This window comes from Campylobacter sp. US53 (assembly GCF_004378995.1).
Taxonomy (GTDB): Bacteria; Campylobacterota; Campylobacteria; order Campylobacterales; family Campylobacteraceae; genus Campylobacter_D; species Campylobacter_D jejuni.
Genome location: NZ_RYYH01000001.1, coordinates 47,061 through 61,218, shown reverse-complemented (window position 1 = coordinate 61,218; position 14,158 = coordinate 47,061). Strand labels below are relative to the sequence as shown.

The 14,158-nt window shown below is 30.8% G+C and carries 11 protein-coding genes; 8 read left to right on the top strand and 3 right to left on the bottom strand.

Annotation, left to right across the window (positions count from 1 at the left end):
• Positions 1-13: 13 nt before the first annotated feature.
• Genes ELQ05_RS00315 through ELQ05_RS00300 form a run of 4 tightly spaced genes read left to right on the top strand, consistent with a single transcriptional unit; the run spans position 14 to position 3,240 of the window.
• Positions 14-1,459, top strand: a complete 1,446-nt coding sequence (locus ELQ05_RS00315) for an acetyl-CoA carboxylase subunit A (RefSeq protein ID WP_002856595.1) — start codon at positions 14-16, stop codon at positions 1,457-1,459.
• Positions 1,460-1,462: 3 nt separating this feature from the next.
• Positions 1,463-1,714 carry a hypothetical protein gene (locus ELQ05_RS00310; protein WP_038816117.1) on the top strand — a complete coding sequence of 84 codons (252 nt, stop codon included), beginning with the start codon at positions 1,463-1,465 and terminating at the stop codon, positions 1,712-1,714.
• Positions 1,714-2,433, top strand: a complete 720-nt coding sequence (locus ELQ05_RS00305; RefSeq protein WP_134239826.1) for an arginyltransferase — start codon at positions 1,714-1,716, stop codon at positions 2,431-2,433. The genes ELQ05_RS00310 and ELQ05_RS00305 overlap by 1 nt, the downstream gene beginning before the upstream one ends.
• A complete protein-coding gene (locus ELQ05_RS00300; RefSeq protein WP_002861764.1) occupies positions 2,434-3,240 on the top strand; it encodes an adenylosuccinate lyase in 807 nt (268 codons plus the stop codon).
• Between the two features lie 23 nt (positions 3,241-3,263).
• On the opposite strand, the gene cmeF is transcribed toward ELQ05_RS00300, so the two are convergent.
• From cmeF to cmeD, 3 genes are read right to left on the bottom strand one after another with little or no spacing between them, the layout of a single operon-like run.
• Entirely contained in the window at positions 3,264-6,281 is a 3,018-nt protein-coding gene (gene cmeF / locus ELQ05_RS00295) for a multidrug efflux RND transporter permease subunit CmeF (protein WP_134239825.1), read from the bottom strand.
• A 2-nt stretch (positions 6,282-6,283) separates the two neighbouring features.
• The gene (gene cmeE, locus ELQ05_RS00290; protein WP_134239824.1) at positions 6,284-7,024 is read right to left on the bottom strand and encodes a multidrug efflux RND transporter periplasmic adaptor subunit CmeE; all 741 of its coding nucleotides are present in this window, start codon (positions 7,022-7,024) and stop codon (positions 6,284-6,286) included.
• Positions 7,021-8,295 (bottom strand): multidrug efflux RND transporter outer membrane subunit CmeD, encoded by a 1,275-nt coding sequence (gene cmeD, locus ELQ05_RS00285; protein ID WP_134239823.1) that lies wholly within the window; start codon positions 8,293-8,295, stop codon positions 7,021-7,023. The genes cmeE and cmeD overlap by 4 nt, the downstream gene beginning before the upstream one ends.
• 124 nt (positions 8,296-8,419) lie before the next feature.
• On the opposite strand from cmeD, the gene lepA reads away from it, so the two are divergent.
• The 4 genes from lepA to gyrA all read left to right on the top strand — a co-directional run bounded on the left by lepA (position 8,420) and on the right by gyrA (position 14,141).
• A complete protein-coding gene (gene lepA / locus ELQ05_RS00280) occupies positions 8,420-10,216 on the top strand; it encodes a translation elongation factor 4 (RefSeq protein ID WP_088303534.1) in 1,797 nt (598 codons plus the stop codon).
• Between the two features lie 76 nt (positions 10,217-10,292).
• A complete protein-coding gene (mapA, locus tag ELQ05_RS00275; protein WP_088303533.1) occupies positions 10,293-10,937 on the top strand; it encodes an outer membrane lipoprotein MapA in 645 nt (214 codons plus the stop codon).
• Positions 10,934-11,509, top strand: coding sequence for a ComF family protein (locus ELQ05_RS00270; RefSeq protein WP_134239822.1), 576 nt, complete (start codon positions 10,934-10,936; stop codon positions 11,507-11,509). Before mapA ends, ELQ05_RS00270 begins: the two co-directional genes overlap by 4 nt.
• Positions 11,510-11,549: 40 nt before the next feature.
• The gene (gyrA, locus tag ELQ05_RS00265) at positions 11,550-14,141 is read left to right on the top strand and encodes a DNA topoisomerase (ATP-hydrolyzing) subunit A (RefSeq protein ID WP_002861757.1); all 2,592 of its coding nucleotides are present in this window, start codon (positions 11,550-11,552) and stop codon (positions 14,139-14,141) included.
• Positions 14,142-14,158: the final 17 nt, after the last annotated feature.

The following is a 14,158-nucleotide window of genomic DNA, read 5'->3' as shown; positions in this document are numbered from 1 at the left end:
AAAAAGGCAAATTATGAATCAAATCCATAAAATTCTCATAGCAAATAGAGCTGAAATAGCTGTTAGAGTAATCCGTGCTTGTAGAGATTTACATATTAAAAGTGTTGCAGTTTTTACAGAGCCTGATCGTGAATGTTTGCATGTAAAAATCGCAGATGAGGCTTATCGCATAGGAACGGATGCTATAAGAGGATATTTAGATGTTGCTCGTATTGTTGAGATTGCTAAGGCTTGTGGTGCTGATGCGATCCATCCTGGTTATGGATTTTTAAGTGAAAATTACGAATTTGCTAAGGCTTGTGAAGATGCTGGAATTATTTTTATAGGTCCAAAATCTGAAGTAATCCATAAGATGGGAAATAAAAATATCGCTCGTAAGTTAATGGCTAAAAATGGCATACCTATTGTTCCAGGGACTGAAAAATTAAATTCCTATAGCATGGAAGAAATTAAAATTTTTGCTGAGAAGATTGGTTATCCTGTTATTTTAAAAGCTTCAGGTGGTGGAGGTGGACGTGGAATTCGCGTTGTTCATAAAGAACAAGATCTTGAAAATGCTTTTGAATCTTGCAAAAGAGAAGCTTTAACATACTTTAATAATGATGAAGTATTTATGGAAAAATATGTAGTTAATCCCAGACATATAGAATTTCAAATTTTAGGAGATAACTATGGAAATATTATCCATCTTTGTGAAAGGGATTGTTCTATCCAAAGAAGACATCAAAAGGTAATTGAGATAGCACCTTGCCCTGGAATTTCAGATAATCTTAGAAAAACCATGGGTGTTACAGCTGTGGCAGCTGCTAAGGCCGTAGGTTATACAAATGCTGGAACTATAGAGTTTTTACTTGATGATTATAATCGCTTTTATTTTATGGAAATGAATACAAGAATTCAAGTTGAACATCCAATTACTGAAGAAATTACAGGTATTGATCTTATTGTAAGACAAATTCGCATTGCAGCAGGAGAAATTTTGGACTTAGAACAAAGCGATATTAAACCTAGGGGTTTTGCTATTGAAGCTAGAATTACTGCTGAAAATGTATGGAAAAATTTTATTCCAAGTCCTGGAAAAATAGGAGAATACTACCCAGCTCTTGGACCATCTGTTAGGGTTGATAGTCATATTTATAAAGACTATACTGTGCCGCCTTATTATGATTCCATGCTTGCAAAGCTTATTATTAAAGCAACAAGTTATGATTTAGCGGTTAATAAACTTGAGCGTGCTTTGAAGGAATTTGTGATTGATGATATTAGAACAACGATACCATTTTTAATCGCTATTACAAAAACAAGAGAATTTAGAAGAGGGTATTTAGACACCTCTTTCATAGAAACACATATGCAAGAACTATTAGAAAAAACAGAAGATCGTCATCAAGAAAATAAAGAAGAAGTTATAGCTGCAATAGCTGCTACTCTTAAAAAAATACGAGAAAGCAGAGAATAATAGATGGATTTTTTAGACAGTCTTAAAAGTATTAAAAAAGAAATGCAAGCTAACACCAATACTCAAAAATTAGCAAAGAAATCAAGCAAGAGTGGTGCAAGTGTAAAAAATTTAGAAAAACTAGCTAAAGATATTCGCGAAAAAAATCAAGAAACAAACATAGATAAGGAAATGCAAGAAATTTTCTTAAAGCAAGAAAAACTACAGGATGAATTTTCCGAATTTATCAAAAATGCAGATATTAAGAAAATTTAATGCTTGAGATTGGTTTTTGTACTCTTGAAGATCAGTGTCCTTACTTAAAAGATAAACGCTCAAGAATAGAGTATAAATACATTGAAAATTGCCCTAAAGGAATCAATAATGAGCTAATAAAACGAGGTTGGCGTCGTTTTGGTAGGTATTTTTCACGCCCTATTTGTAAAGATTGTGATGAATGTTTAAGTCTTAGAATTTTAGTTAATGAATATAATTTTTCAAGAAGTGAAAGAAGGGTTATAAATAAAAATATTAACACCAAAGTTATACTTAGAACACCCAATTTAAGCAATGAACATTTGTTTTTATATGATAAATACCATCGTTTTATGGAAGAAAAAAAGAACTGGAAGCGTTATGATTTAAGCTTTAAACAGTATTATAATCTTTATGTCGATGGTTTTATGAATTTTGGATATGAGCTTGCATTTTATATAGAAGATAAGCTCGTTTGTGTTGATTTGATTGATATTTTAGAGGATGGAATTTCAAGCATTTATTGTTTTTATGATCCTGATTTTTCGTATTTTTCTTTGGGTAAATTTTCTTTGCTCAATGAAATACAAATAGCTAAAAAAATGAACTTAGAATATATTTATCTTGGGTATTTTGCAAAAAAGTGTCAATCTTTATCTTATAAAGCCGATTATACACCCAATGAAATTTTAAAAGGCACTAAAGAGCTTTTTGAAAATGAGGTTTTATGGGAGAAATAGATGCAAATCGTGCAAACTTTAGAAACTATCAATGTTAATACAGATGATATTAGCGTATTTCAGTATTTTAAAGACTTGATTACCAAAAATTTCACAAAGGTCATAGGACGAAAAAATAAAATTTTTTCTTTTTTTGAAGAAAATGAAATTCCACAGCGTCGTTATTTCTTAAAAGTTTTAGATCAAAAATATCGCAAAAGTACAAACGAAGGTATAGAGAATTTACAAGATGCTCATTTTAAAACTTTTAGATTAAATTTTGAGCAAAATAATATGCTTAAGCCTATGTTGTTTATCAAGATTGATTTTGCTGCGGGTAGAATTTTGATGAAGTTAAGTTCTAATGAAAAATTATTCGTTACTTATATAAGAAATTATTTTCAAGATCATAATATAGAATACAATGAAATGACAAATATTCTAATTTTAGAATATAAAAACGAGAATACCCTTGAACTTTTTGAAGCTTTTGCAGATGAGAGCGAGCATTTAAAATATTGCGTGAATTTTGAAGTTGACCGCGAAGAGTATAAAAAATTTCGCCAAAATATTCACAATAAAGAAAATATGAAATGGAAATTTAATGCTTTAGCTAAGCTTTTTAGTAATTATTTTAATACTTTAGAATGCACTCCGCAAAATGATCTTAGTGAAATCAGACAAAAATATTTGATTTTGGTAAAACTTTATCATCCTGATTTTCATCAAGGAAAAAGTGCAATAGAAAAAGCTTACGCAAGAGAACAGTTTGAAAAAATACAAATCGCCTATGATAACTTAAAAGCACTTTATAAGAATAATACTTAAAAAAATTAAATTAATCATTTTGGTTAATTTAATTTTTCTCTCTCATAAATTTTTCTTAATTTACTATCTAGTTTAAAACAAAATTTAAAAAGTGCAGGTACTACGAGTAAGGTAAGCAAAGTCGAACTTATAAGCCCAAAGATAATGGCTATTGCCATAGGAGAATTGGCTTCATAGCCCGCACCCCTTGAAAGAGCAAGTGGGAGCATGGCAAAAATCATAGCAAAAGTTGTCATCAATATAGCCCTTAAGCGTGATTTTCCAGCGATTAAAAGAGCTTTATCGGGATCTAAACCTTCATGGCATTTTTTATTGGTCACATCCACAAGTAAAATAGCATTTTTCCCCACCATGCCAAAAAGTAAGATGATGGCAATAAGTACAAAAAGCGAAAAATTATGCCCTGTGATAAAAAGCCCTATACAAGCTCCGCCAAAGGCTAAAGGCATGGTTATCATGATGATTAAAGGCAGAATAAAACTTTCATAAAGTGCGGCTAAAACAAGATAAATTAAAACAAAAGCAAGTACTACTGCCATAGCAAAACCTTGCACGGTTTCACCTAAAAGATTGATAAAGCCTGAAAAAGCATAGCTAAGATTTGCATTGTTATTTAAAATTTTATCCATATTATCTAGTAAAAGTTTTTGTACCGCTCCTAAGGAAAGATCATTTACTCCAGCTGTGATTTTCACAGAGCGGTTTTTATTGTAACGATTGATAGTTTTTAAATCTTTGCTGTATATAAAATCCACCACGCTTGAAAGTTCTAAATTTACACCTTGGTTGTTTTTAATACTAATGCGTTTTAAAGCTTCTATGTCTTTTTTAAATTCTGGAGCAAAACTTAGGATAATATCATCTTTTGAATTGCCTCTATCCATACTTCCTACGCTAAGTTGTGAGAAAGAATACCCTAAAACCCCAGCGATATATTCAGGATTGACATCTAAAAGTTTAGCTTTTTCTTTGTTGATGTGTAAGGCTACTTCATCTTTTGTAGCATTGGCATTATCGCTTATATCTACAATGCGTGCATTAGTGCCTAAAATTTCTTTTGCTCGAGAAGCAGCTTCTTTTAGTATGTTTAAATCATCTCCTAAGATTAAAAACTGCACGGGATCATCAATGCCTGCACCCTCTATCTTTGGAAGTTCTAAAATTTTAATTTTTAAACTTTCATCTTGAAATTTTTGACGATATAAACTTACTATAGTGCTTTGTCTTAAATTTCTTTCGTCTAAATTTTTAAGTTTAACATAAATTTTAGCCTTTGTAGCATCTTTGGCATCATCATAGCCTACAAGTAAAAAAGCGTATTTGACATTGCTATCATTTTTGATTTTTTCAAGCAAATTTAAACTTTTTTCTTTCATGGCTTCTAAACTTAAATCTTTTTTACTTTCAAGTAAAACTTGAATTTCGCTATCATCTTCCATAGGTAAAAAATCAAGCCCTATGCGAGTAGCTAAAGCAAAAGAAAGCCCTACAAAAACAAGAGTGGCTAGGATAAATTTTGCTTTATTTTGTAAAATTTTATAGAGTAAATTTTCATACTTTTGCTCTATTTTTTCAAAAAAAGCTTCTGTTTTTTCATAAAACTTGCTTTCTTTTGGATTTAAAAATCTTGCTCCAATACTAGGTATTAAAAATACAGAAACCAAAAAGCTTATCACTATCCCACTTGCAACGCTTATGCCTAAGGCATTGAAAAAAAGCCCTGGTATAGAGTTCATATAAGAAATAGGGATAAAAACACAAAGTAAAACTATACTGATGCTTAAAACGCTAAAACCTATTTCATTGATACCTAAAAAAGCAGCTTGTAAAGGCGGATAAGTTTTTAGTTTTTTAGCAATATTTTCAATCACTACTATAGCATCATCGATAAAAATTCCTATGCTTAAGGTTAAAGCTATGAAAGTTAAGCGGTTTAAATCATAACCTAAAAGATCGATAATAAAAAAAGTTGAAATGATAGAAGTAGGTATAGCTATGCAAGCAATGAGAGTTGCACTTAAATTTCTTAAAAATAAAAACACGATAACAAGGGTTAGAAAAATCCCCAAAACCATATCAAAAATCACTTGAGAAAGGTGTTTGTGGATATTTAAACTCTTATCATAAAGTATGTCAATACTTATATCACTAGGAATTTGTTTTTCTAAAATAGGCAAGGCATTTTTGACATTTTTAATCATTTCAAGGGTATTATAATTTGTGATTTTTCCGAGTTCTAAAAGCACCCCTTCTTTACCTTCGTATAAAGCACTTTGTTTTTCATCTTCATAAAGGCTTGAAATATTAGCAATATCGCTTAAAAATACCCCTGTTTTTATGCGAAGATTGCTAAGTTCTTCTGAATTTGTGGCTTCAAAATAGCCTTTGATGATATAGTTATCTTGATTGTTATTAAGTTCGCCAAGGGCTTGTTTAAAATTTTGACTTTTGATAATATTTGCTACATCAAGGGCGTTAAGATTGTATTTTCTAAGTTCATTTGGTTTTAATTCTATGCGAATTTGGGGTTCTAAAAACCCCTTAGCCTCGATTTTACCTACTCCTTCAACTCTTTGCAAAAAAGGTTTTATTTTGTCATTGATTTCACGCATGAGTTGTAATTTATCTTTAGAATATAAAAAAAGCGAAATAGCAGAACCAGAATCCGAACTGATTTTTTCAATTTCAGGCTTAGAAGGTAGGCTTAAAGTTCCTATTTTATCACGCACATCATTGGCAGCTACTTCAAGATTTTTACCTAGTTTAAACTCGACTACACTCACACTAAAATTATCATACGCAGCTGAGGTTATAGTTTTTACTCCATCGATTTCGCTTAGAGCATTTTCTATTTCTTTAGTGACTTTTGATTCTACGAAATTTAAATCTCCATTTACCTTGCTTGTAATCTTTATAAGAGGTATGGAAACATTAGGAAATAAATTTACACTCATGCTAAAAGCAGAGATTAGCCCAAAAATCATAAGAGCTAAGAAAAACATTAGCACGGTAATAGGTCGGTTTATAACTAGTTTAAGCATTTTTAATCTTTAGTGATGATTTTACCTTCGCCAAAAAGCCCCGGTGTTAAATTTGTAGTTTGCACTTCAGCATAAATTTTTCTTGTTTTTACTTCTATACTTGGATAGATAAGGCTGATTTTTCCTTTAAATTCTGTACCATTTTGATCGATTTTATAAAAGAAATCATCACCTAATTTAACTTTATCTTTGTATTTTTCATCAAAACTTAAAATCAGTTTGCTTTGTGGATAGGAAAAAATTTCTATTAAAGGTTGAGCTACTCCTCCTACTCCTTCGCCAACTTGTATAAATTTATTTGCGATGATAGCATCATAAGGTGCGCGCAATTCTTTTTTTGTCATGATATTTTTATAATAAGCTATATTGATTTTTGCTTTGTTTAAATTTAAATTAGCAGCATCAAACTTAGCTTTCATATCTTCATAGCTTTGTTTGTCTATAACATTTTCTACAGCTTGTATTTTTTGCATTTTACTTTTGGTATTTTCGTATTCTATAAGGGCAAGTTGATAAGAATTTTGAGCATTTTGAAGAGCTATTTTTTCACTTTCTTGATCAAGAGCAAGTAAAAGTTCTCCTTTGCTGACTTTTTGTCCAATTTCTACAGGAATTTTTTGAACCAAACCTATGCTTTCAAGGGCAAGTTTGCTTTGTTTTGATGCTTCTACATTGAAACTTGCGTAAATTTCTTCGCCAAAGGCGCAATTAAAAGCAAGAAGTAAAAATAGAATTTTTTTCATTCTTTAACCTTTAAATTAAGATCTATACCCGCATTAAAATAATAATTTGCTTTAGTAATTTCAAATTCATTTTTAGCAAGCTCTAAATCGCTTTGTGCTTTAAATTTAGCCTCTAAAGCTTGAAGATATTCTACATAAGAAACAAGTCCTGCTTGGTATTTTTTATCTACACTTTCAAAAGCCAAATTTGCAGCATTTAAGCTAAGATTAAGAGCTAAAATTTGTTCTTGTAAAACTTTTAAACTTTTGTCTAAATAATTTAATTCTTCTTTATTTTTTCTCTCACTAAATCTTGCGTTTGCATTGGCTATTTGAACGTTTAAACGCTCTTTTTCAACTTCTTTAGCCCTTGCATTGAAATCAAAAATTTTCCATTCCATACCTAAAATAAACTGATTGCCTTGAGAATATTTTTCTAAGAATTGATCTGCTAAGTTTACAAAAGGAGCTGGAACTTTTGGATTATAATTGTTTTTATAAAAGTTAAAATTATCTTGAATATAAAATTTTGGAAAATATTCAGCTTTTGCTAAATTTACACTTTCTTTAGCAAGATTGATTTGTTCTTTAGCTATCATTACTTCATAGTTTTGACTTTTTTCTTGTTGCGGATTTTCTAAAAAAGCATTCCCTTGCACTTTAAAATCTGTATCGCTTAAAATTTTAATCTCTTTTTGTATATTGGCAAGTTTTAATTCATTTTGACTGAGCTCTAATAAGCTTAAATGGTATTTAGCTTTAATGCTTTCAAGTTCATCTTTAGGGCTAAGTCCTGCATCGTAAAATTTTTGCAATCTTTCAAAAGTTGATTTTAAAAAAGCTACTTTTTGTTGATTTGCTAGTAAAATTTTTTCAAGACTTAGGGTGTTAAAATAAAGTGTGATTGCATTTAAAGCAAGGTAATTTTTATTTTGTTCTTTGTCTAAAAGGCTTAATTTTTCTTTGCTTTCTAAAGCTCTTAAATTAGCCTCTCTAGCACCCCCATCAAAAAGTAAAAAATTAAGAGAGACTTTAGCAAATAAACTTTCTTGTGGATCGATAATGAAGCGATCTTTATTGTTGGCTACATAAGCTGAGTTTAGACTAAGAGAGGGTAGGTAATTTCTAAAAGCTTGTTCTTTGTCCAAATTTGCTTGTTCGCTTTGCATTTGTTTAATGAGATAGGATTCGTTATTTTGACTTAGCGCTATAAATTCGTGCAAATTAGAAGCTAACATTGCTAAGGGATAAAGAGCTAAAAACATAGCTGATTTTAAATATTTTTCAAACATTTGATATTTTAGTATGCTTTATATAAATTTCAATTGAAGTTTTTATATAAAATAAAATTTATTTGTTTTAAACATAAATTTTGTTAAAATCTTAGCTTTAGAATTTTATATTTAGGATGAAATTTTGTCGGTAAAAAATATTAGAAATTTTTCTATTATAGCTCATATAGATCATGGAAAATCTACTCTTGCAGATAGGATTATTAGCGAGTGTGGTGCTATTAGCGATAGGCAGATGAGTTCGCAAGTTATGGATACTATGGATATAGAAAAAGAGCGTGGTATCACCATAAAAGCACAATCAGTGCGTTTAAATTATAAATTTAATAATGAAAATTTTGTTTTAAATCTTATTGATACTCCTGGCCATGTGGATTTTTCTTATGAAGTGAGTCGTTCTTTGGCAAGTTGTGAAGGGGCTTTACTTGTAGTAGATGCTTCTCAAGGTGTTGAAGCACAGACTATAGCTAATGTTTATATAGCACTTGAAAATAATCTTGAAATCATTCCTGTAATTAATAAAATCGATTTACCTAATGCTGATGTTGAAAAAGTAAAGCATGAAATCGAGCATATTATAGGTATAGATTGCAAAGATGCCATTTGCGTGAGTGCAAAAACAGGAGTGGGTATAAAAGAGCTTATAGAAACAATTATTACTAAAATCCCTGCACCAAAAACAGATGATGAAGCTCCTACTAAGGCTTTAATTTATGATTCTTGGTTTGATAATTATTTGGGTGCTTTGGCTTTGGTTAGGATTTATGAGGGAAGTATTGCTAAAAATGATGAAGTTTTAGTCATGAGCACGGATAAAAAACATGTAGTTCAAGATCTTTTTTATCCCCACCCTTTAAGTCCAATTAAAACTCAATCTTTACAATCAGGTGAAGTAGGTGTGGTGGTTTTAGGGCTTAAAACCGTAGGTGATGTACAAGTAGGCGATACTATTACTTTAGTAAAAAATAAAGCTAAAGAAGCTATAGGGGGTTTTGAAAAGGCTAAAGCTTTTGTGTTCGTAGGACTTTATCCCATAGAAACGGATAAATTTGAAGATTTAAGAGATGCTTTGGATAAGCTAAAGCTTAACGATAGTTCTATTACTTATGAGCCTGAAACTTCTTTGGCTTTAGGCTTTGGTTTTAGGGTAGGGTTTTTAGGACTTTTACATATGGAAGTGATTAAAGAAAGGCTTGAGAGAGAATTTAATCTTGATTTGATTGCTACAGCTCCAACTGTAACTTATGAAATTTGTCAAACCGATGGAGAGCTTGTTAAAATTCAAAATCCTAGCGAACTTCCTCCTGTTAATAAAATCGATCATATAAAAGAGCCTTATGTTAAAGCCACTATCATTACTCCAAGTGAATTTTTAGGGAATTTAATCACTCTTTTAAATCGCAAAAGAGGAGTGCAGGTTAAAATGGACTATATTACACCTGAGCGTGTTTTGCTAGAATATGATGTGCCTTTAAATGAGATTGTGATGGATTTTTATGATAAATTAAAGTCCTTAACAAAAGGCTATGCGAGTTTTGATTATGAACCTATAGAATTTAGAGTAGGAGATTTGGTAAAACTTGATATTAAGGTAGCAGGTGAAAATGTTGATGCCTTAAGCATTATCGTGCCCAATGAAAAAGTACAAAGTAAAGGAAGAGAGCTTGTTAGTGCTATGAAAGAAATAGTTCCTAGGCAGCTTTTTGAAGTGGCTATTCAAGCAAGTATTGGAAATAAAATCATCGCAAGGGAAACTGTTAAATCTATGGGTAAAAATGTGACAGCAAAATGTTATGGTGGGGATATTACTAGAAAAAGAAAGCTTTTAGAAAAGCAAAAAGAAGGTAAAAAAAGAATGAAAGCTATAGGTAAGGTAAATTTACCTCAAGAGGCTTTTTTGAGTGTTTTAAAGATAGATTGATGATAAATTTAAAACTTGGCTTGAAATTTGCTTGTATTTTTAATACAATTTTAAAATAATTTTCTAAGGAGAAAAAATGTTTAAAAAATTTTTGATTTTTATAGTGCCTATTTTATTTTTGAGTGCTTGTGCAACTAAACAAGATACTTTTACTCAAGTTAATCAAATTTCTAAAAATTCTCAATGCAGTTCTTGTGAAAGTCCTGATGGCTTTGAAGCAAAGATTAAAGGGCTTTTATACATTAGCGATGTTGGAATTCAATGTTGTGCCAATAAACGCACTTTAGACACTGGTATTGCTTTAAAAAAGGTTTATTTGCATAGATTTTATGATTTAAAAGAAGGGCAAAAAGTTTTAAATGCTAAAGGGAAAAAGTTATTTGTTGATGTGAATTTTAATGCGGTATTTTATACTTATTTAAAACAAGAACTTGAAGCTAGAGGAATAGTTGTGCTTGACAATAACGATCAAAATTCACCTTATGTGAGTAAGATTGATTTAGAATTTATATCTTATGGAGCAACTCAAGATACTACAGGATTACATTCAAAACTAGTAGGAGTTTTACAAGTTAGCGATATAAACAAAAATAAGAAATTTACAATCCGCACCAAGCAAGACGTACAAGGTTTCGATGATCTAAAAGAAACAACTTTTTATACTCATTTGTTAATAAAACAAATGGCAAATAAAGCAGCTAGTTTAATCTCTGAACTTTGAGGTGTATAAATTGCGGAGCTTTTGCTCTGCTCTGCTTTTGTGATTTATGTGAGCTAGAGCTTTCTGAATTTTCCTTAAATGTAAGAAAGTTTGATAATAATTTCAAAGTCTATTCTTTTTATAAATACCATGAAATACAACACTTGCTTCACTCTAAACATTATTTTTATGGTTATTTCGTTTATAAAATGCTTGCTAAATTAAGTTTTGCAAAATTTAAAGATTTTTTTGATCCTAGAATGATAATCAATGTTATAGCGTTAGACGATAAGGTTGAAGATATGCTTTATTCACATTCTGCTATTTTAGCTAGATATCTTAAAACAAAATTTGTAAAACCTGTTTTTAATGTTTTAAAAGCACAAAATCATATTAAATATTCTGGAAAAAGTTTAGAATTTCGTCAAAAACATAAAAGAAATTACAAACTCTTAAAAACCATTCACGAACCTGTAATTTTAGTAGATGATATTGTAACAACTGGTTCTAGCCTTTTGGAAGCTAAAAAAGTTTTAGAAGAAAATAAAATTTCTGTACTTTTTGCTCTTGTTTTAGCTGATGCAAAAGTTTAATATGCTATAATCAAAACTTTGAACTAATAGAAGGATTTTTATGGAGAATATTTTTAGCAAAGATTCTGATATTGAACTTGTAGATATAGAAAATTCTATAAAAAGTAGTTATTTAGACTATTCTATGAGTGTTATTATAGGTCGTGCTTTGCCTGACGCAAGAGATGGTTTAAAGCCTGTTCATAGAAGAATTTTATATGCTATGCAAAATGATGAGGCAAAAAGTAGAACAGATTTTGTCAAATCAGCCCGTATAGTGGGTGCTGTTATAGGTCGTTATCACCCACATGGAGATACAGCAGTTTATGATGCTTTGGTTAGAATGGCTCAAGATTTTTCTATGAGATATCCAAGTATTACAGGACAAGGCAACTTTGGATCTATAGATGGTGATAGCGCTGCTGCGATGCGTTATACTGAAGCAAAAATGAGTAAACTTTCTCATGAGCTTTTAAAAGATATAGATAAAGATACGGTCGATTTTGTTCCAAATTATGATGGTTCAGAAAGTGAACCTGATGTTTTACCTTCTAGGGTTCCAAATTTATTATTAAATGGTTCAAGTGGTATAGCTGTAGGTATGGCGACAAATATCCCGCCTCATAGTTTAAATGAGTTGATAGATGGACTTTTATATTTGCTTGATAATAAAGATGCAAGCTTAGAAGAGATTATGCAGTTTATTAAAGGTCCAGATTTTCCAACAGGTGGAATAATTTATGGTAAAAAAGGTATTATAGAAGCTTATCGCACAGGGCGTGGTCGTGTGAAAGTGCGAGCTAAAACTCATATTGAAAAAAAGACAAATAAAGATGTTATTGTTATAGATGAGCTTCCTTATCAAACCAATAAAGCTAGGCTTATAGAGCAGATTGCAGAGCTTGTTAAAGAAAAGCAAATTGAAGGAATATCTGAAGTAAGAGATGAGAGCAATAAAGAAGGAATCCGCGTTGTTATAGAGCTTAAACGTGAGGCTATGAGTGAAATTGTTTTAAATAATCTATTTAAATCTACCACTATGGAAAGTACTTTTGGTGTGATTATGTTGGCAATTCACAATAAAGAACCTAAAATTTTCTCTTTGTTAGAACTTTTAAATCTTTTCTTAACCCATAGAAAAACAGTTATTATTAGAAGAACGATTTTTGAACTTCAAAAGGCAAGAGCAAGAGCTCATATTTTAGAAGGTCTTAAAATTGCACTTGATAATATAGATGAAGTGATTGCTTTAATTAAAAACAGTTCTGATAATAATACCGCAAGAGATTCTTTGGTAGCTAAATTTGGCCTTAGTGAGCTTCAAGCCAATGCTATTTTAGATATGAAACTAGGTCGTTTAACAGGACTTGAAAGAGAAAAAATCGAAAATGAACTTGCAGAATTAATGAAAGAAATTGCAAGACTTGAAGAAATTTTAAAAAGTGAAACCTTGCTTGAAAATTTAATTCGCGATGAATTAAAAGAAATTAGAAGCAAATTTGATGTGCCACGTATTACTCAAATTGAAGATGATTATGATGATATTGATATTGAAGATTTGATTCCTAATGAAAATATGGTTGTAACTATTACCCATCGTGGTTATATTAAGCGTGTGCCTAGTAAACAATATGAAAAGCAAAAACGAGGTGGAAAAGGAAAATTAGCCGTTACGACTTATGATGATGATTTTATAGAAAGTTTCTTTACGGCAAATACACATGATACGCTTATGTTTGTAACAGATCGTGGACAGCTTTATTGGCTTAAAGTTTATAAAATTCCTGAAGGCTCAAGAACGGCTAAAGGAAAAGCAGTGGTAAATCTTATTAATTTACAAGCTGAAGAAAAAATCATGGCTATTATTCCAACCACGGATTTTGATGAGAGTAAATCTTTATGTTTCTTTACTAAAAATGGTATTGTAAAGCGTACAAATTTGAGTGAATATCAAAATATCAGAAGTGTAGGAGTTAGAGCGATCAACTTGGATGAAAATGATGAGTTGGTAACTGCTATTATTGTTCAAAGAGATGAAGATGAAATTTTTGTCAGTGGTGGTGAAGAAAATTTAGAAAATCAAGAAATTGAAAATTTAGATGATGAAAATCTTGAAAATGAAGAAAGTGTAAGCACACAAGGTAAAATGCTCTTTGCGGTAACCAAAAAAGGTATGTGTATCAAATTTCCACTTGCTAAAGTGCGTGAAATCGGCCGTGTAAGTCGTGGGGTGACGGCTATTAAGTTTAAAGAGAAAAATGACGAATTAGTAGGTGCAGTTGTTATAGAAAATGATGAGCAAGAAATTTTAAGTATAAGTGCAAAAGGTATAGGAAAACGCACAAATGCTGGAGAATATAGATTACAAAGCAGAGGTGGCAAAGGTGTAATTTGTATGAAACTTACAGAAAAAACCAAAGATCTTATTAGTGTAGTTATAGTAGATGAAACTATGGATTTGATGGCTCTTACAAGTTCAGGTAAGATGATACGTGTTGATATGCAAAGCATTAGAAAAGCAGGGCGTAATACGAGTGGTGTCATTGTAGTTAATGTGGAAAATGACGAGGTGGTTAGCATTGCTAAGTGTCCTAAAGAGGAAAATGATGAGGATGAGTTAAGCGATGAAAACTTTGGTTTAGATTTGCAATAAGTTTAAAGTTGGAACGC